Source organism: Novosphingobium indicum (assembly GCF_014645195.1).
In the GTDB taxonomy this organism is placed as follows: Bacteria; Pseudomonadota; Alphaproteobacteria; order Sphingomonadales; family Sphingomonadaceae; genus Novosphingobium; species Novosphingobium indicum.
Map to the genome: position 1 here is coordinate 54,952 of NZ_BMLK01000016.1, position 16,560 is coordinate 71,511.

Sequence of the window (16,560 nt, forward strand, 5' to 3'; positions counted from 1 at the left end):
AAGGGAAGGGCGGAGGCGGAGTAAGTCCACGCCGGAAGGAGAAGTCCTATGTCCCCCGATACGAAGCAGCCCGCAGCAGCCGCGCCTCACGGCGGCGTGAAGATCATGGTTTGGCCGGACGGCACCTGGTGCTGGCAGGATGAATATTGCCCCGCCGACTATGCTTCCATGTCCGACGATTTCGAGATCATCGACATGGACGACATGCCCCGCGTCGAACGGCTCGCGCGCGACCACGCGCAGCTGTGCGACGACATTCTCAACGAACTTCACTGAGGAGGCCATCATGGTAGATCGCGTTTCCGCCTGGATCACGCTGGGCGGCTCCATCAATCCCGCCGTCTGGGCAAACCTCAAAACCGCGATCGCGGACGAGGGCCTGTCCACCGACTGGGGCGGCGAACCCTTCGACGAAGCGGAGCGTATCGATGGCCAAGCGCTGGAGCTGTGCGCCGAGGAAGTCGCCTACGGCAGATTCACGAAGCTCGAAGAGCTCTGCCACCGGCACGGCGTTCCCTTCGTTCGCTCCTGTAATGGCTATGACAGCCAGTGGGGCGCTGAACGCGTCGTCTTCACAGGCACAGGAGAACCCGTCACCTTTCCCATCGGCAACGATGGCAACCCCTACGTCGACCGCACGAAGATCGCCGAACTTGGCAGTCTGGAGGCCGTGGAAACCTATCTCGACGCTGCCGATTTTGCCGTGCCGCCTCTTGTCGTGACGGCTGAGGAGGCTTCGCATGACTAGCGCAAGGACCTCACGCGAAGCCATCGCCCGTTCTCACAGCAAGGCAACTCTCCACGAGGTGGCCCATATGCTCGTGCTGAGCACGGAACATATGAGCCCTGACACAGCCCAAAACTGGATGCCTCTCTGTCCCTGGGCCTGTTTCGAGAAGGCCGACTTCGGGTGGTTCATGTACGCCGCCGTCGATGTCGGCATCATCCGGGCGAATGACCTGCCGGCCGAGATCCACGCGGCCATCGACGTTGCCAAACGCGAGAACTGCGAATGGATCATGTGGGATTGCGATGGCCCGTGCATTGACGAGTTGCCGCAATTCGCATGGGATCATGAAACCCAGGTGCCCGCATGACACGGCTGCAGATGCCATCGCAGACCATGCGCACAACAACCCGGGTGCGGGACTATCTGGCGCTGCCGCGGCCGCCTGTTGTCCTCGCTTACGGCATCGGCGTCGATTCCACCGCGCTCCTGGTCGAGCTTGAAGCGCGCGGCGAGGCGCCTGACCTGGTCCTCGCCGCCGACACGGGAGTCGAGAATCCTCTTACTTACGAATACCTCGACATCATCCGGCCATGGATGGCCGCGCGCGGCATTCCTTTCGAAATCGTGCGCTATCAGCCGCGGCGCTTCAAACATTGGCCGCCATACTATTCGCTGCTCGAAATGTGCCTCACCAATGCCACGCTGCCGAGCAAGAGCTTGGGCGGGTCGAGCTGCTCGCTCAAATACAAAAAGGCGCCGCAGGACGCATTCCTGAAGACGTGGCAGCCCGCGATCGACGCATGGGCGAGGGGCCAGAAGGTCACCCGCCTGATCGGTTTCGACGCCGGCAAGCGCGACACGATCCGCTACACGCGCGCGGCCAAAATCGTCGATCCGCTCTACGAGTACCGTTACCCGCTACGCGAATGGGGCATGGACCGGGAGGCCTGCGAAAAGCGCATCGCCGCTGCCGGCCTGCCGGTGCCGCCCAAATCGAGCTGCTGGTTCTGCATCGGAATGACCCCGGATGAAGTCCGGACACTGCCGGTCTGGTGTCTGCGCCTGATTGTCCTGGTCGAAGCGCGTGCGGCGCCGCGCCTGCACACTGTCGAGGGGCTCTGGCGCAAGTCCACCCGCGCGCGGCCAGGCCGGATGACGGATTTTATCCGGCATGAACGTCTGCTCCCCGCAGACGACATCGACCAGATCACCCGCGAGGCCCCACTCGACCTCATCCGCTTCCAGGACGTCGCGGCATCGATCCCGGTTGCCGAGCGGCCAACCATGCGCAGCTGGATCGAACGCTTCAACGCGGCAATCCCGCCATCCGAGCGGCCCAAACTGGCCGCCTGACACCACCGGAGACTTCTGATGTTGAACACAACGGCGCCCAAGGACCTATCCCGGCGCGAGATCCTCGCGCGCCTCAATGACCGCTGCAGGCATGGTCTCGACCGCAACGCGCGGACAGTCATGACCCGGACCTGCCTTGGGACATTCGCCGGCGATAGCAAGGTCAATGAACTGGTTGCCCAAGCCCAGATCCTCGCCGCGATCCGCAAGTTCGTCTATCCGGCAGACGATCGAAGCGAACACGACCGCGGCCAGATCGAGTATCAGGGCCACACCGTCTATTTCGCGATCGACGCCTACGACACAAACCTGGAGTATGGCTCGCCCGATCCGGCCGATGCCAGTGTCAGCCGGCGCGTCATGACGATCATGATGCGCGACGACCTTTGAACGTCATGCGGCAATTGCAAATCCGCGTATTCCGTAATATACGGAATGTATATCGCTATGCGGATTTCGCGCCAGCAGGAGATCAGGCCATGAGCTCGTCCATCGAAACCTTCCGCTCGAGCGAAGTCTCGAAGCGCTTCGGCTTCTTCTACGATGAAGCCATGACCCACCCGATCGCCGTCGAACGCAACGGTGCGGCACGCGTCGTCATGCTCTCAGCTGCTGAATTCGAGCGTCTGTCACGCCTCGATCACGTCGCCCTTGCACCCGAAGAGTTGAGCAACGAGGCCATCAACGCCATCCGCAATGCAGATCCGGTCGCCGAGTCCTACGATGCCAACAAATTCCTGGACTGAACCGCGCGCCGGCGAAATCATCAACTACCTCTACCTCTGGCGGCACGAGTACGAACGCGGCCAGGACGACGGCCGGAAAGTACGGCCCTGCATGGTGGTGGCCACTTATCGCAAAGAGGGGCGCCTTCGCGTTATCACCGTCCCGCTGACCACGCGCGACTACTCGCCCGATTTCTCGATCAAGCTACCGCTACGCCTGATCGACCATCTCCGCCTCGATATACGCAGCAGCGTCGTGTGGAACGATGTTAATGAGTTCACATGGGTCGGGCCTGACGTCCGATCCGGTACGGATGGAAACTGTGTGATCGGCGCGATGCCGGAAAAGATCTACCGTCAAGTGGCGGCCAACATCGTCGCGCACCGAGTGAAGATCACGCACCGCACGGAGTAATGCGGGAGACGACGGACGAGCGGCGACTAATGGAGACTCTCATGCGCGATTACAGCAATCGGCTGATCTCGATCAGCTGGCATTTTCTTACGCCAGACGAATGCCAGAAGCGTGCGGAAGCCGACATCGAGCCTGATCAGCGCTTCTGCGACATGCGCGCCGAGCCCGGTGATGGCGAATATTTCGATCCTGCGGTCGATCATTTTCAGCAACTCGCTGGACCGCGCGGAGAACTGCTGGACTGTCTTCAAATCGACCTGCTCCGGCCCACCTACGATTACCTGTCGTTGAAATATAACTCGTTGTTATATCTCCTCATCCGTGCCGAAGACGCCTTGATCCACGCGCTCAAAGCTAGGCTCAGGACCCATTGATTGCCAGGCGGCGATATGATTCAGGCTCCGCAAGGAGACTGAGCATGAGCAACCTGTATTGGCTGACGGATGAGCAGATGGCGCGGCTTTCGCCTTACTTTCCCAAGAGCCATGGGAAGCCCCGTGTTGATGACCGGCGGGTGCTGAGCGGGATCATCTTCGTCAACCGCAACGGCCTGCGCTGGCGCGACGCACCCAGGGAATATGGGCCTCACAAGACCTTGTATAATCGCTGGAAGCGGTGGGGCGAGATGGGAGTGTTCACCCGAATGATGGAAGGCCTCTCCGCCCAGAGGGCTGAGCCCCAGACTATTATGATTGATGCGACCTATCTCAAGGCTCACCGCACGGCTTCCAGCCTTGGGGTAAAAAAGGGGCCCTTGGGCGCCTGATCGGGCGGACCAAGGGCGGCATGAACACCAAGCTACACGCCGTCACCGATGCCAACGGCCGTCCCTTGAGCTTCTTCATTACCGCAGGTCAAATCAGCGATTACACGGGCGCTGCGGCCCTGCTCGACGACTTACCCAAAGCCAAGTGGATGCTGGCAGACCGGGGCTATGATGCCGAATGGTTCCGGGACGCGCTCGAGCAAAAGGGCATCAAGCCCTGCATCCCAGGCCGGAAATCCCGCTCTTTTCCCGTCAAATACGACAAGCGCCGGTACAAACGCCGCAACCGCATCGAGATCATGTTCGGCCGACTTAAGGACTGGCGCCGTGTGGCGACGCGATACGATCGCTGCCCGACAGTCTTCTTTTCGACACTCGCTCTGGCCGCGACCGTGCTCTTCTGGCTGTGATCAACGAGTCCTGAGCCTAGAGGCATCGAAACCGAGTGGTCGATGATTTACACAACGACGCAGAACGACAGTCCGGTCAGTGCCTACCGGCGCTCGATCATCTTCCCAAATCACGGCTTTGACGGCACGAAAATCGCTAACCTGCCTCGATCGGCAGACTTGCCCGTCGAACTGCTTGCCCAGCTCGAAGACGATCTCGAATCCCATTTCCGCGACCGCATGTGGCGCGAGCATTACGCCTGACAGGAGCCAGTTTGATGGACAACCTGCTTGAACAGATCAAAACAAGGCTGACCGCCGCCGGGCTCACCGTCGAAAACGACGGTCATTTCTCAGATGGCTATTGCCGTTGGTATGTCGCTGATCATGTTGATGAGACCTGCGTGTACGTACTCATCTCCAAGGATATGAACGGGCATCCCCAATTTTGGTGCGAATGCCCGAACAGCGTAAGCACTACATATACAACGCCGATATACACCAAAATCGGCGATGCTCGCGACGAAGTTGTCGGCGCCCACGTCACGAGACGACGCGGCATTCGATGAGCCTCCGTCAACCGGACTTGTTCTTCGGAGACAAGCAACCACCTCGCACGGCCCGGCCAGTGCGTTTCTACCGTAGGAGCACAACGTCATCCGCAGCGGCGTTCGCCTGGGAAAGCATGGGTGCGTGGGTTCGCAACATGAACCGCCTCTTTGCCATCGAAAGCCCCAGCTCCGATCACTACAACCGGGTTCGGCGCACCGCGCGCGAGCTAACCGTCGAGCGCATCCGTCAATGCCGGCATCCTGACGATCTCGCTCGCTGCGAGGCCATGCTCGTACATGCCAACTCCGGTTGGCTCTATGGTCTCGATCGAGCTTTCACACGTGCGGAGCGCGGTCAACTCCTCGTCGAAGTGAGAAATCGTCTCGTTCTGCTGGGCCTGGGCCGCAGCGAGCCCAAGCCGAAAGGCCCGCGCCTCGATCCCACGCGGCTACCCGATGAGGCTCTCCTCCGCTTGATCCAGAACCACCCGGATCCTCGCCTCGTGCAGCAGTGTAGCGCGACAAACAGGATGAGGATTGCGCGTCAATCAGGATGAGAATGTGATTGTCGCGGCGCGTCATTCAGTGCCGATTTTAAGTGTCGCTGGCAAGGACCTCGTTCTCATCCTGATTGTCGCGGATGGTCTCGAGGACTTTGGGTGTGGTGTAGGCGGAAGGACGTCCAGCCCCGGTGCGGCGGGCCTGGGCTGTGCGCCGGCGATAGCTTTCGACGTTCATCTCGAAGATCGTGGCGTGATGCACGAGCCTGTCGACTGCAGCGAGCGTCATTGCCGGGTCCGGGAAGACGCGGTTCCACTCACCAAAGGGTTGGTTGGCGGTGATGAGCAGGGATCTGCGTTCGTATCGGGCGCTGATCAGTTCGAAGAGGACGGAGGTTTCCGCCTGATCGCGCGAGACGTAGGCGAAGTCGTCGAGGATGAGCAGATGGTACTTGTCGAGCTTGGCGATGGCGGATTCCAGCGTCAGTTCGCGGCGAGCGACCTGCAGACGCTGAACGAGGTCGGAGGTGCGGGTGAACAGCGCTCGCCAGCCATTTTCCACCAATGCCAGGCCGATCGCCGCCGCCAGATGGCTTTTGCCGCCGCCTGGCGGGCCGAACAGGATGAGATTGGAGCCCTGGTCGAGCCAGCCATCGCCAGCGCACAGGGCTGTGACCTGAGCCTTGGAGATCATCGGCACGGCCTCGAAGGCGAAGCAGTCCAGTGTCTTGCCCGCCGGCAGGTGGGCTTCGGCAAGATGACGCCCGATCCGGCGGCGATCTCGTTCGGCGAGTTCATGCTCGGCGAGAGCTGCAAGGAACCGGCTCGCGGGCCAGCCTTCCTTGTCCGCCTGGGCCGCAAAATCCCCCCAGATATGCTTGATGGTTGGCAGGCGCAGTTCACCCAGCATCAGGCCCAGGCGCTGCGCGTCGATCATGGGAGCCGTGCTCATGCCGCTTCTCCCTGTTCGATCAGCCCGTCGTAGATCGAGAGCGATACCATCTCGACTACGACTTCGGGCAAAGTGGCGGGATCGGGGCTGAAGCGTGCCCGTAATGCCGCCAGGCATGGGATCCTGCGAATCGCCAGGTCCTCCTCCAGGAGATGAGCGAGCTCCGCCTCGCAGGCGCGCTCGTGGGCCATGGCCAGAAGCTCGACCATGATCCGGCAGGCTTCTTTCTCGCCCACGGCGTCCAGCAAGTGCTCGAACATGAGGCGGTAGGGCGCGCGGGGGAACAGGCTGTCACGATAGACCAATCCCCGCAGGGCCATCGGCTTGCGGCGCAGGGAATGAATGACATGACGATAATCGACAACGTGGCCGTGCTTGCCGTTCGCACCGGCGCGGCCGCGCTGCAGGGTCATGAGCCTTGTGCCGCCGATGAAGACATCGAGACGGTCGTCGTAAAGGCGCACTCGCAGGCGATGTCCGATCAGGCGCGAGGGGACCGTGTAGAACACCTTGCGCAGGGTGAAGCCGCCCGAGGACGTCACCGTCACGAGGACTTCCTCGTAATCGGTTGTCCGCATGTTTGGGAGGGATCGCAGCGCCTTGCGTTCGGCATCGATGCCGGGACCATGGCGCCGGTTCCTTGCGGTCACGACTTCGTCGATGAAGCGGCGATAATCGGCAAGGTCGGTGAAGTCCGTGGTTCCGCGCAGCAACAGCGCGTCCTTCACTGCGGCCTTGATATGGCCGTGGGCGCTCTCGATCGCACCGTTCTCGTGGGCGATGCCTGTGTTGTTGCGCGTCGGCTCCATTCCATAATGGGCGCATAGGGCGTCATAGCGCCTGGTCAGGTCGGCCTTCGCATCGGCGTCCAGATTGCGGAAGGCGGCCGACAGGCTGTCGGTGCGGTGGAGCCTGGGCGCTCCGCCGGCAGACCAGAGCGCATTCTGCAGCCCTTCGGCCAGGGCGACGAAACTCTCGCCGCCCAGAATGACGTGCCCATGTTCAAAGCCGCCGCAAGGCAGGCGGAAGTGATAGAGCAAGTGATCCAGCGGTGCCCCGGCGATGGCGACGTCCAGATCGTTCATGCACGTAAAATCGGACATGCCGAGCCGCCCCGGTTCATGAACCTGCCTGAAGATGACTTCCCGATCCTGGCCGTTCAGAGCGCGCCAGTCGCGAATACGCCTCTCCAGGGTTCGTCGTGAGCCAAACTCGGTATCCGGGTACCGGCGGCGCAGTTCCTCGAAGATCGCGACAGGACGAAGACCGGGGGCGGCCTCCAGCATCGGCACGACGACTTCTTCGAAAATGCCTGATAGCGGATCAGGCCGCCGTCGGCCGCGCGGCGCCTGTCGCTGGGAAGGCAGGCGCGCATCCTGCAGCACCCGATAGCCGGTTGCCGGGCTGAAACCGGCCTTGGCCGCCGCCAGGGCGACGGGATCGTTACGTCTGTGGGTCATGAAAAGTCTCACCTGATGATCGTTGATGTGTCGGCCCGCCACACGTCAGGTCCTCCTCCCTGGGAAAACCCAATGCATAGCGACCACCACGACCATCACAGGCACCCTTCAAAAGGCGCCTCCTGCGTTCCGGGATCGGCTACGGGCTACGCCCTTCGCCAATCCCGGAACGCAGGATTCTCATCTTGTTTGTCGCGCTTTCTCAACCTGAATGTCGCGCGACAATCGCCGCCATCCCGACGCGGCGACCTGGTCCGTGGCATCGGTGGACCAGGTGCTTGCCGGTATCGAGAGCTACTATCACCTCGATCAGATGCCGCGACCTGCGGTCGACGTGCTTCCGCACGCAGCCGTCGCGTCTGCCTGGACAGCGCTTCGCGGCGCAATCAATTTCCGGAACATCTCGTCGGACAGTCTGGCCTTCGTGTACGAGAACACGTTGGTGACTGCCGATACCCGCAAGCGCTTCGGCACGCACAGCACGCCGCGCCAAGTTGCGGAATATGTCGTTGGACAGGTCGATCTCAGCCGCTTCGAGCCGGAAGATATCACGATCTACGAGCCTTTCGCGGGCGCGGGCATGTTCCTCGTCGCAGCGCTTCGCCATCTGCGCGATCTCCTGCCGGACACGCTGACGCAAGAGGAGCGCCACGCCTTTCTCGTCGAGCGGATCAGCGGTGCAGAACTCGACAGTTTCGCCTGTGAGGTCGCAACGCTCTCGCTGATCCTAGCCGACTATCCAAACGCGAATGGCTGGAAGATCGAGCCGCGCGACCTGTTCGTCGATGATGCGCTTGCCCAATCCGTCAAGGATAAGCGGATCGTCCTGTGCAATCCGCCATGGGAAGAGTTCGACGCCGGTGAGCGGCTTGCCTATCCCGCAGCGGCGGCCGCAGCGTCCTTTTCAAAACCCATGGCGGTGTTGCACGCGGTCCTCGCCGCCAAGCCTGCCGCGATCGGATTTGTACTGCCGCAGGGGTTCCTGCGGCAGAAGCAATATGCCGAATTGCGCCAGAAGATCGCCGGGCTCTATCGCCGCGTCGAGCTGACTTCGTTGCCTGATCGAGTGTTCCAGCGCGCGGGGCTCGAAGCGGCAGTCCTTGTTGCAAGCGACCTTCGTGGAGTCGACGAAGCTAACACGACAGCGCTTGTCTCGACTGTTGTCGAGGACCGGGATCGGATGGCGTTTCTTGAGACCGGCAAGGTGACTGCCGAGCGCCGGCTCACCAGAGCAGTGACCAAGGGCGACCTGTGGATCGGCCAACTCGACGAGGTCTGGGATTATCTGCGCCGATACCCGAAGCTGGGATCGGTCGCAGATGTGTATCGCGGCATCAAATGGTGGCAACAGGATGAGGGGGTGTCGTCCGAGCCACGTGACGGCTTCGTGCCAGGTGTTGCACGGCCGGCCGACTCCCTGTGTCAGTTCGTGCTGCGCAACACTGTCTATCTCAACATGGATCCGGCAGCCGCTATGTTCCCAGGTCCGCCGTCGCGGCCTTGGGACAGACCCAAAGTCCTGACCAATGTCGCCCGGCTCTCGCGCGGTCCGTGGCGAATGGCTGCTGCATTCGACGAGACCGGTCTTGTCGCCTCGCAAGGTTTCTTCGGTATCTGGTCCACGGACGTGAAGGTGCCGACCGAAGCATTTGAAGCTATCCTCAATGGACCGCTGACGAACGCGTTCCTCACCGAGCACGCATCCAACCAGCACTTCACTAACGAGCTGCTGAAACGCCTGCCTATTCCGAATGTGGACCGACTGGGCTCCATTCTCGAAGCACTGCGTCGTTATCGATCGGCCCACCAGTCGATCCGCAATGCCGCGCTCAAGCCTGCCAACGCCGACGCCTGGCTGAACGGTCTGCTCGTTGCTGCGGATGCGGCCGTACTCAAGGCTTACGATCTGCCGCCGCGTCTCGAACGCCGCTTGCTGGAGTTCTTCCGAGGACATGAGCACGCTCGCCGGGTTGATCATGCCTTCACCGCGTGGATTCCTGAAGACTTCACCGCCTACGTTCCGCTGCACGAATACATTGGGCCTTTGCTGCGCGAAAATGTCGGCGCGTGGGCCCTTGATGTTTTCACGCCGGCGCCCGAGCGCGAAGTCGAGCGGCTCAGGCTCTACGTCCAATAGCGGATGGACACCTATCTGCTTGATACGAACCTCGTGTCGGTCCTCTACGACGCGCGACGATCGAACCACGAAGCGGTGCGATTAGCGATCGCCGCCTTGCCGGGGGCGTTTGCGGGAGGGGGCGAAATCCTACGCTAAGCCCATTCCCGTCGAAATCGCATAGGATAGCTGTCAGTAGATGACGCGATTTCGCGAGAAGGCGGCGCGGGTTACGGTGAGAGTATTTGTGATGCGCAGGCACAGGTTGATTTGGTCCGACGAGCCAAAAGGTTGGGCCAAGCTTATCCTGTAGCAGCCGCTGTCTGCGGCACCCCCGGTCACAAACTGGCCCGTCCGAGGGTCTATCTGTTCGATACTCGTGATCTTGGAAACCATTACGTCGTCCGCAAGTGCGCGCAGATCAGCAGCCGTACCGCAAGGTTGACGCACAAAAAAGTCCACCTGACAGGTGACGTGGATGGGGCCGCCCTTCACCATACTATCGTGGACCAGCGCCACTGCAATGAGCGCACGTTCGCCGTCAAGCGGACCGAACGCAGAAACGAACTGTCGGGTGGTGGGCATTGCCCGGCAACGTTCATCAAAAACCTTACGTTGCGCGATGATCACCTCAGCACCGGCGGCCCCGCTGCCGGCCTTCTCTCGGGTGAGCGCCCCAAGCCAGCCCACCGTCGTGCGCTGGGTTACGCTGATGACGATGCCTGCTTTATCGAAGCCAACATCGACCGCTGATGCGCGGCAAAGGCCAAGCCAGCCAGCCTCGCTGCTCGCGGATGCGCGGGTATAGAAGGTCAAAGATGTAAGCGGCGGTGGGCCGTCAGGATGTGGCTCGGCAGGCGGGCACATGCCGACGCAGACGGGCCACTTTGGCCGATCAGCATCTACAACGATCGCACCTGTCGCGCCGAGAGTGCGCTGAGCAAGTTCGGCCACAGGTAGCGTCTGTGCCTCTTGGGCGGTGAGCGCAGAAGTGGCAGCGAGTAGCAAGGTAGCAAACATTCTGCGGGCCTATCCTTCGGTCACTTAATACATGGGCGGCTTGGCGTAATGATCAAAATGGATCGCTCCTTGCCAATCATCAGTTTACGGCCAGCCCGAGAACACGCTTGCCATATTCTCGTAGTTCTCCCTTGGGACCGACATAGCGGTAGAGGGTAACGCGCTCGATCCCGAGTTCCTTGCATAGATCGGAGACTGATGTGTCGCGCTGGGCCATAGCCGCCTGAGCTAGACGCACTTGGGCCTTGGAGAGGGCGAACTTTCTGCCGCCTTTTCGGCCCCGTGCGCGGGCAGCGGCCAGACCAGCCATGGTGCGCTCGCGGATCATATCCCGCTCAAACTCTGCCAGGGTGGCGAAGATGCCGAACACCATGCGGCCCGAGGGCGTCGTAGTGTCGATCTGCGCGCCCTTGCCGGTGAGGACGCGCAAGCCGATGCCGCGATCTGATAGGTTCTGCACAGTGCTGACAAGATGGGTGAGCGTTCGGCCGAGACGGTCGAGCTTCCAGACAATCAGGACATCGCGGTCGCGCAGCGATTTGAGACAGGCCGCGAGACCAGGACGGTCGTCGCGGCTGCCGGATGCACGATCATCATAGATATTGTCTGGATCGACGCCGGCGGCGCGTAGCGCATCGTGCTGCAAATCGAGGGACTGCGATCCATCGGCTTTGGACACGCGGGCGTAGCCGATCAGCATGGATCACAAACGAAGGTTTGAGGCGGTGACGAACATGAGCACATAAGATTGGGCTATTGTGTATCTTAACCAGCATCTCAATCAAGCTATCTCAAACCGTAGCTCGGAAAGAATAAGGAGCATGTATGCCGCGTCGCGTGACCCTGACCGATCGACAGCGCGAGGCGCTGCTTCACTTGCCGGTCGATCAAGGTGAGCTGCTGCGGCACTATACCCTCAGCGATGAGGATCTCGGGCATATCCGCCAGCGCCGGCGCGCCCACAATCGTTTTGGCTTCGCGCTGCAACTGTGCGTCCTGCGCTACCCGGGCCGGGTGCTCGCTCCTGGCGAGTTGATCCCGGCGCAGGTATCGGATTTCATCGCGGCCCAGCTCGGCCTGACCAGCGACGATCTACTCCTCTATGCCGCGCGCGAGGAGACCCGGCACGAGCATCTGGCGGACCTTCGCCGAATCTACGGCTATCGCTCCTTTTCGGGGCGGGGCGCACGGGATTTGCGCGAATGGATCGCTCGGGAAGCCGAGGCGGCGACATCGAATGAGGATCTTGCCCGTCGCTTCGTTGCGGAGTGTCGCCGCACCCGCACGATCCTTCCCGGCTCCTCGACGATCGAGCGCCTTTGCGCCGATGCGCTGGTTGAGGCCGAGCGCCGGATCGAGGATCTTATCGCCCATCGCATCACGCCAACCCTGAGCGAGAATTTGGCTCACCTGTTGGAGGATACGGTGGATGGTCGCGTCACGCGCTTCGTATGGCTGCGACAGTTCGAGGTTGGCGCAAATTCAGCAGCCGCTAACCGGCTGATGGATCGACTGGAATATCTTCAAAGGTTCGATCTTCCGGCGGATTTGCTGGACGGCGTGCCGGCGCATCGTGTGACCCGGCTTCGCCGGCAGGGCGAGCGCTATTACGCCGACGGCATGCGTGATCTGCCCGAAGACAGGCGGCTTGCGATCCTCGCTGTCTGCACCCTGGAATGGCGGTCATCGCTGGCCGATGTCATCGTGGAGACCCACGATCGCATCGTAGGCCGTCTCTATCGGGCCTCCGAACGCCTTTGCAACACCAGGATCGCCGACGAAAAGGCGGCCGTTCGGGACACGCTGAAGTCCTTTGCCGAAATCGGTGGTGCTTTGCTTGGAGCGCAGGACGATGGCACGGCCCTGGACGGGATAATCGCCACCGGGCCTGGCTGGGAACGGTTCAGAACCCTTGTCGCCACGGCCTCCGCGCTGACCAACGTGCTCGCGGCCGACCCGCTCAGCCGTGTGCTGGACGGCTATCACCGTTTCCGCCTCTACGCGCCCAGGATGCTGCGCCTGCTCGACATGCAGGCGGCGCCGATCGCCACGCCTCTTCTGGCGGCCGTTGCGATGCTGCGTAACGGGATCAAGGTCGATCCGCCGGTGGATTTTCTACGTCCCAACTCGAAATGGCATCGTCATCTTCGCGCTGAGCCCAGCGGCGACCACCGGCTTTGGGAAATCGCGGTGCTGTTCCACATCCGCGACGCCTTCCGGTCCGGTGACATATGGTTGGCGGGATCGCGCCGCTATGGCGACCTCAAGCAGCTTCTGGTCCCGCCACAGGCGATAGAGCAGACCGCGCGGCTCGCCGTGCCGCTGCGGCCCGGCGAATGGCTGGCCGAGCGCAGGGCTCGACTGGATACACGGCTGAAGGAGTTTGGCCGCGCGGCGCGAACCGGCACGATCCCAGGCGGCATCATCGAGAACGGCAAGCTGCACATCGACAAGCTGAGGGCCGACACGCCCGAAGGGGCCGAGGATCTCGTGCTCGATCTCTATCAACAGCTCCCGCCCGCGAGGATCACCGATCTGTTGCTGGAAGTCGATGAGCGAACCGGATTTTCCGAGGCGTTCACGCATCTGCGCACCGGCGCGCCCTGCAGCGACCGGATCGGCCTGATGAACGTGTTGCTGGCGGAAGGCGTCAATCTCGGTTTGCGCAAGATGGCGGCGGCGACCAACACGCACAGCTTCTGGGAATTGCTGCGGATCGCGCGCTGGCATGTCGAAGGCAGCGCCTATGATCGGGCGCTCGCCATGATCGTGGAGGCCCACGCCGCCCTGCCCATGGCCGCCTTCTGGGGACAAGGGCAATCGGCATCCAGCGACGGGCAGTTCTTCCTTGCTACCGAGCAGGGCGAGGCGATGAATCTGATCAACGCGAAATATGGCAACGTCCCGGGCCTCAAGGGATACAGCCATGTGTCCGATCAATATGCGCCGTTCGCAACCCAGGTGATCCCGGCAACGGTCAGCGAGGCTCCCTATATCCTGGACGGGCTGCTCATGAATGACGCGGGCCGCCGCGTTCGCCAGCATTTTGCCGACACGGGCGGCTTCACCGATCATGTGTTCGCCGCCTGCGCCTTGCTCGGCTACAGGTTCGCCCCCCGTATCCGCGATCTCCCTCAGAAAAGACTCTATGCCTTCACGCCCAACGCGACGCCGGCCAATGTGCGAGCGCTGGTCGGAGGTAAGATCAATGAACCGCTCATCGAGCGCAACTGGCCCGACATCCTGCGCATCATGGCGACGATCGCAGCGGGGATCGTCGCCCCCAGCCAGATTCTTCGCAAGCTCGCCTCTTACCCGCGCCAGAATGAGCTGGCCCTCGCATTGCGAGAGGTGGGCCGCATCGAGCGAACCCTGTTCATGATCGACTGGATTCTTGATGCCGGCCTCCAGCGCCAGGCTCAGATCGGCCTCAACAAGGGTGAGGCCCACCACGCCCTAAAGCGCGCCATCAGCTTCCACCGCCGAGGTGAAATCCGGGATCGATCCGGCGAAGGCCAGCACTATCGCATCGCCGGAATGAACCTGCTCGCCGCCATCATCATATTCTGGAACACCATGAAGCTCGGCGAGGTCGTCAATACCCGGGCCGCCAGCGGTACCCATATCGCGCCTGATCTACTCGCCCACGTCTCGCCGTTGGGATGGGAACACATCAATCTAACCGGGGAATATCGCTGGCCCAAATCCTTAGCGTAGGATTCCGCCCCCTCCCGCAAACGCCCCCAACACGTCGCGGATGCGATCTTGCACCACGTCTTCCAGTTCACCGGCCAGAACCCAGAAATGGATCGGGTCGCGCTCGCGGCCTACGGCGCGAAATTGGTCGCACTCGGCAACGGCCTGAGCCAGCGCATTGAGCGCGGCCATCCCAAGCGCACGCTCGAAGGCGAGCTGCGCAAACAGGCGATGATGGGACATGGAAAATCTCCGTGTTGCCGTGATTGGCGACGACAGCGGGAGGGGCGCGGTACGCCGGGTCACAGGACCGCGAAGCGGCCGGCTTGCCGGACAGCGGGGGAGCCGATTTACGCAGTGAATTGGGGGGACCGCTGATCCTTGAGGCGGCGGGCCGCGTCCCTCACGATGGGAAGAGACTGACGGACAGCCCTACCAAACAGCGCCCGCCCATCAGGGCGGTCGATCAGGTGATTTTCTGCTTTCGTTCTCGTTCTCGCTGACTCATAGAATCGTCATGCCGATCATGGCCGAACATCGCTGGCTTTACCCGATCGACTGGCCCGAGCTGTCGAAAGCCATTCGCTTCGGCCGCGCCAATGGGCGGTGCGAGCATTGCCGTCGCCCGCATGGTCAGCGCGTATTCCACTTGGGCGACGGACGGTGGTGGGACATGGATCGTCGGCAATGGAGAGACGGGCGCGGAAGGCGGATCAGGGTCGGGGCGATAGACCTCGCGGCGATCGTCCGTGTCACGCGGGTCTATATCGCCTGCGCTCACCTCAACCATGATCCGACCGACAACGCCCCGCGCAACCTGGCTGCGCTCTGCCAGCGGTGCCACATGATCCACGATGCTGACGAGCATCGGCGTCGTCGATGGCTCAATGCCTATCGCCGGCGCGCTGTGGCGGACCTGTTCGCGTGGTTCGAAGCGCGCTCGATCATGGCGAACGAGGGTGTGCCACGTGGCACACCTATGCGAACATTGAACATGCGAACCCACGAACCTACTTAGGCGCTGGCCTTCGTGGCTTCGGGGTGCTGGGGGGTTCAATTCCCGCAGGCTGGCTGATTATCGGTGTCCTCTTTTTGGCCCTGGCGCTTCGCTATGCGAGCGTCATCTTCATGGAGGGATTGCCTATGATTACACGTTCAAAATCTCGCGCTCGCAAGGCGCACAAGGTCAAGAACACCAACCTGAACCCAGTGACTAACGTGATGAAGCTCTGTTCTGTTTCTTTCGAGACTGTCTGGGCACTGATCGTTGGCTGGTCTGCTGGTGTGGCCGGCCCCGCACCATCGGCGCAGTTGCGCCAGCGTCACCAGTAGGGGGCGGGAGAGCGATCTTCCGCCCTTTGCTTTTGCGGCTCCCGGCAGCGCTAAACGCGGACTTATATGCTCGTGGCTGTTTCAAGCGACGAATGACGGCGCGCAGCATTAGGTAGGAGCGCAGCCAGATCGGCTCGCGCGAAATAGCAGAACGGGGAAATGGAATGGATACCTTCAACGCTGGCGTCCAATATAACGACTTCAAGGGGACTGTCGCTGCGGACATTTCCGACAACGTGGCGCTTGCCGATTATCTGGTGTCCTTGGGGAAGGCCGAAAGTGACGAGCGTGTCGTAGGGTTCAGGATCGCTTCCGGAGAGAACCGGGGCACCCCTGTGACCGACGTGTCGCTGGTGGCGTACCTCCTTCGATCTGCTGAATTTGAGCCTGCTCCGGCAGCGGTGCGCGCCGTCGAGGTGCGCGTTACGCCAGGAGAAGCCCTCGCCTTCTTCAAGCGCTTCGACCTCGTGGCGACCCGGCGCGGCGTGGATTTCAGCGGCACGCACGTGGATGGCCCGCACTACGACTGAGGCTATAACTTAGCCGCAATCGCGC

At 61.8% G+C, this 16,560-nt stretch carries 22 protein-coding genes; 17 read left to right on the plus strand and 5 right to left on the minus strand.

The window, feature by feature from the left end:
• The first annotated feature begins 48 nt into the window (after nt 1-48).
• The 12 genes from IEX64_RS16315 to IEX64_RS16370 all read left to right on the plus strand — a co-directional run bounded on the left by IEX64_RS16315 (nt 49) and on the right by IEX64_RS16370 (nt 5,486).
• Nucleotides 49-276, plus strand: a complete 228-nt coding sequence (locus IEX64_RS16315; protein ID WP_141521633.1) for a hypothetical protein — start codon at nt 49-51, stop codon at nt 274-276.
• 10 nt (nt 277-286) lie between these two features.
• Nucleotides 287-748: a hypothetical protein gene (locus tag IEX64_RS16320; RefSeq protein ID WP_098108386.1), complete on the plus strand. Its 462-nt coding sequence runs from the start codon at nt 287-289 to the stop codon at nt 746-748.
• Nucleotides 749-815: 67 nt separating this feature from the next.
• Nucleotides 816-1,097, plus strand: coding sequence for a DUF5983 family protein (locus tag IEX64_RS16325; protein WP_188821214.1), 282 nt, complete (start codon nt 816-818; stop codon nt 1,095-1,097).
• Nucleotides 1,094-2,083: an adenine nucleotide alpha hydrolase family protein gene (locus IEX64_RS16330; RefSeq protein ID WP_229710489.1), complete on the plus strand. Its 990-nt coding sequence runs from the start codon at nt 1,094-1,096 to the stop codon at nt 2,081-2,083. Before IEX64_RS16325 ends, IEX64_RS16330 begins: the two co-directional genes overlap by 4 nt.
• Before the next feature lie 18 nt (nt 2,084-2,101).
• A complete protein-coding gene (locus IEX64_RS16335; protein WP_206049462.1) occupies nt 2,102-2,473 on the plus strand; it encodes a DUF3768 domain-containing protein in 372 nt (123 codons plus the stop codon).
• An 89-nt stretch (nt 2,474-2,562) separates the two neighbouring features.
• A complete protein-coding gene (locus IEX64_RS16340) occupies nt 2,563-2,829 on the plus strand; it encodes a prevent-host-death protein (protein ID WP_098108388.1) in 267 nt (88 codons plus the stop codon).
• Entirely contained in the window at nt 2,807-3,223 is a 417-nt protein-coding gene (locus IEX64_RS16345; RefSeq protein ID WP_229710490.1) for a hypothetical protein, read from the plus strand. Before IEX64_RS16340 ends, IEX64_RS16345 begins: the two co-directional genes overlap by 23 nt.
• Before the next feature lie 41 nt (nt 3,224-3,264).
• A complete protein-coding gene (locus tag IEX64_RS16350; RefSeq protein WP_141521635.1) occupies nt 3,265-3,597 on the plus strand; it encodes a hypothetical protein in 333 nt (110 codons plus the stop codon).
• A 44-nt stretch (nt 3,598-3,641) separates the two neighbouring features.
• Nucleotides 3,642-4,399 (plus strand): IS5 family transposase gene (locus tag IEX64_RS16355; RefSeq protein WP_098109097.1). Its coding sequence is split into 2 segments (ribosomal slippage): nt 3,642-3,975 and nt 3,975-4,399, totalling 759 coding nucleotides; the frame shifts between segments, so codons are not numbered across the junction.
• A gap of 42 nt (nt 4,400-4,441) precedes the next feature.
• Nucleotides 4,442-4,642 (plus strand): hypothetical protein, encoded by a 201-nt coding sequence (locus IEX64_RS16360; protein ID WP_188821216.1) that lies wholly within the window; start codon nt 4,442-4,444, stop codon nt 4,640-4,642.
• Nucleotides 4,643-4,656: 14 nt separating this feature from the next.
• The gene (locus IEX64_RS16365) at nt 4,657-4,947 is read left to right on the plus strand and encodes a hypothetical protein (RefSeq protein ID WP_188821218.1); all 291 of its coding nucleotides are present in this window, start codon (nt 4,657-4,659) and stop codon (nt 4,945-4,947) included.
• A gap of 137 nt (nt 4,948-5,084) precedes the next feature.
• Nucleotides 5,085-5,486, plus strand: coding sequence for a hypothetical protein (locus IEX64_RS16370; protein WP_188821220.1), 402 nt, complete (start codon nt 5,085-5,087; stop codon nt 5,484-5,486).
• 37 nt (nt 5,487-5,523) lie between these two features.
• Here the strand turns inward: IEX64_RS16370 and istB are convergent, their stop codons facing one another.
• Together istB and istA are read right to left on the minus strand one after the other, a co-directional pair.
• Entirely contained in the window at nt 5,524-6,381 is an 858-nt protein-coding gene (istB, locus tag IEX64_RS16375) for an IS21-like element helper ATPase IstB (RefSeq protein ID WP_188821222.1), read from the minus strand.
• The gene (gene istA, locus IEX64_RS16380) at nt 6,378-7,883 is read right to left on the minus strand and encodes an IS21 family transposase (protein WP_188821224.1); all 1,506 of its coding nucleotides are present in this window, start codon (nt 7,881-7,883) and stop codon (nt 6,378-6,380) included. The genes istB and istA overlap by 4 nt, the downstream gene beginning before the upstream one ends.
• A 169-nt stretch (nt 7,884-8,052) precedes the next feature.
• On the opposite strand from istA, the gene IEX64_RS16385 reads away from it, so the two are divergent.
• Nucleotides 8,053-9,978: an N-6 DNA methylase gene (locus IEX64_RS16385; protein WP_229710492.1), complete on the plus strand. Its 1,926-nt coding sequence runs from the start codon at nt 8,053-8,055 to the stop codon at nt 9,976-9,978.
• Nucleotides 9,979-10,149: 171 nt separating this feature from the next.
• Here the strand turns inward: IEX64_RS16385 and IEX64_RS16390 are convergent, their stop codons facing one another.
• Both IEX64_RS16390 and IEX64_RS16395 read right to left on the minus strand, forming a co-directional pair.
• Nucleotides 10,150-10,977: a hypothetical protein gene (locus IEX64_RS16390; RefSeq protein ID WP_188821226.1), complete on the minus strand. Its 828-nt coding sequence runs from the start codon at nt 10,975-10,977 to the stop codon at nt 10,150-10,152.
• Nucleotides 10,978-11,056: 79 nt separating this feature from the next.
• Entirely contained in the window at nt 11,057-11,677 is a 621-nt protein-coding gene (locus IEX64_RS16395; RefSeq protein ID WP_188821240.1) for a recombinase family protein, read from the minus strand.
• Between the two features lie 125 nt (nt 11,678-11,802).
• Here IEX64_RS16395 and IEX64_RS16400 point away from each other — a divergent pair, with 125 nt between their 5' ends.
• On the plus strand, nt 11,803-14,694 hold the full coding sequence (locus tag IEX64_RS16400) for a Tn3 family transposase (RefSeq protein ID WP_016746447.1): 2,892 nt from the start codon (nt 11,803-11,805) through the stop codon (nt 14,692-14,694).
• Here IEX64_RS16400 and IEX64_RS16405 read toward each other — a convergent pair.
• Nucleotides 14,686-14,916, minus strand: coding sequence for a hypothetical protein (locus tag IEX64_RS16405; RefSeq protein ID WP_229710493.1), 231 nt, complete (start codon nt 14,914-14,916; stop codon nt 14,686-14,688). The two genes, IEX64_RS16400 and IEX64_RS16405, sit on opposite strands and share 9 nt — an antisense overlap.
• 274 nt (nt 14,917-15,190) lie before the next feature.
• On the opposite strand from IEX64_RS16405, the gene IEX64_RS16410 reads away from it, so the two are divergent.
• The 3 genes from IEX64_RS16410 to IEX64_RS16420 all read left to right on the plus strand — a co-directional run bounded on the left by IEX64_RS16410 (nt 15,191) and on the right by IEX64_RS16420 (nt 16,535).
• Nucleotides 15,191-15,691, plus strand: a complete 501-nt coding sequence (locus IEX64_RS16410; RefSeq protein ID WP_188821242.1) for a hypothetical protein — start codon at nt 15,191-15,193, stop codon at nt 15,689-15,691.
• 23 nt (nt 15,692-15,714) lie between these two features.
• Nucleotides 15,715-16,005 carry a hypothetical protein gene (locus IEX64_RS16415; RefSeq protein ID WP_148648485.1) on the plus strand — a complete coding sequence of 97 codons (291 nt, stop codon included), beginning with the start codon at nt 15,715-15,717 and terminating at the stop codon, nt 16,003-16,005.
• A gap of 164 nt (nt 16,006-16,169) precedes the next feature.
• Entirely contained in the window at nt 16,170-16,535 is a 366-nt protein-coding gene (locus IEX64_RS16420; RefSeq protein WP_017503420.1) for a hypothetical protein, read from the plus strand.
• The last annotated feature ends 25 nt before the right edge of the window (nt 16,536-16,560 follow it).

Coding starts and splice junctions, on each gene's coding strand:
- IEX64_RS16315 (WP_141521633.1), top strand. CDS start 49: ATGTCCCCCGATACGAAGCAGCCCGCAGCAGCCGCGCCTCACGGCGGC.
- IEX64_RS16320 (WP_098108386.1), top strand. CDS start 287: ATGGTAGATCGCGTTTCCGCCTGGATCACGCTGGGCGGCTCCATCAAT.
- IEX64_RS16325 (WP_188821214.1), top strand. CDS start 816: ATGCTCGTGCTGAGCACGGAACATATGAGCCCTGACACAGCCCAAAAC.
- IEX64_RS16330 (WP_229710489.1), top strand. CDS start 1,094: ATGACACGGCTGCAGATGCCATCGCAGACCATGCGCACAACAACCCGG.
- IEX64_RS16335 (WP_206049462.1), top strand. CDS start 2,102: ATGTTGAACACAACGGCGCCCAAGGACCTATCCCGGCGCGAGATCCTC.
- IEX64_RS16340 (WP_098108388.1), top strand. CDS start 2,563: ATGAGCTCGTCCATCGAAACCTTCCGCTCGAGCGAAGTCTCGAAGCGC.
- IEX64_RS16345 (WP_229710490.1), top strand. CDS start 2,807: ATGCCAACAAATTCCTGGACTGAACCGCGCGCCGGCGAAATCATCAAC.
- IEX64_RS16350 (WP_141521635.1), top strand. CDS start 3,265: ATGCGCGATTACAGCAATCGGCTGATCTCGATCAGCTGGCATTTTCTT.
- IEX64_RS16360 (WP_188821216.1), top strand. CDS start 4,442: ATGATTTACACAACGACGCAGAACGACAGTCCGGTCAGTGCCTACCGG.
- IEX64_RS16365 (WP_188821218.1), top strand. CDS start 4,657: ATGGACAACCTGCTTGAACAGATCAAAACAAGGCTGACCGCCGCCGGG.
- IEX64_RS16370 (WP_188821220.1), top strand. CDS start 5,085: ATGAACCGCCTCTTTGCCATCGAAAGCCCCAGCTCCGATCACTACAAC.
- istB (WP_188821222.1), bottom strand. CDS start 6,381: ATGAGCACGGCTCCCATGATCGACGCGCAGCGCCTGGGCCTGATGCTG.
- IEX64_RS16385 (WP_229710492.1), top strand. CDS start 8,053: ATGTCGCGCGACAATCGCCGCCATCCCGACGCGGCGACCTGGTCCGTG.
- IEX64_RS16390 (WP_188821226.1), bottom strand. CDS start 10,977: ATGTTTGCTACCTTGCTACTCGCTGCCACTTCTGCGCTCACCGCCCAA.
- IEX64_RS16395 (WP_188821240.1), bottom strand. CDS start 11,677: ATGCTGATCGGCTACGCCCGCGTGTCCAAAGCCGATGGATCGCAGTCC.
- IEX64_RS16400 (WP_016746447.1), top strand. CDS start 11,803: ATGCCGCGTCGCGTGACCCTGACCGATCGACAGCGCGAGGCGCTGCTT.
- IEX64_RS16405 (WP_229710493.1), bottom strand. CDS start 14,916: ATGTCCCATCATCGCCTGTTTGCGCAGCTCGCCTTCGAGCGTGCGCTT.
- IEX64_RS16410 (WP_188821242.1), top strand. CDS start 15,191: ATGCCGATCATGGCCGAACATCGCTGGCTTTACCCGATCGACTGGCCC.
- IEX64_RS16420 (WP_017503420.1), top strand. CDS start 16,170: ATGGATACCTTCAACGCTGGCGTCCAATATAACGACTTCAAGGGGACT.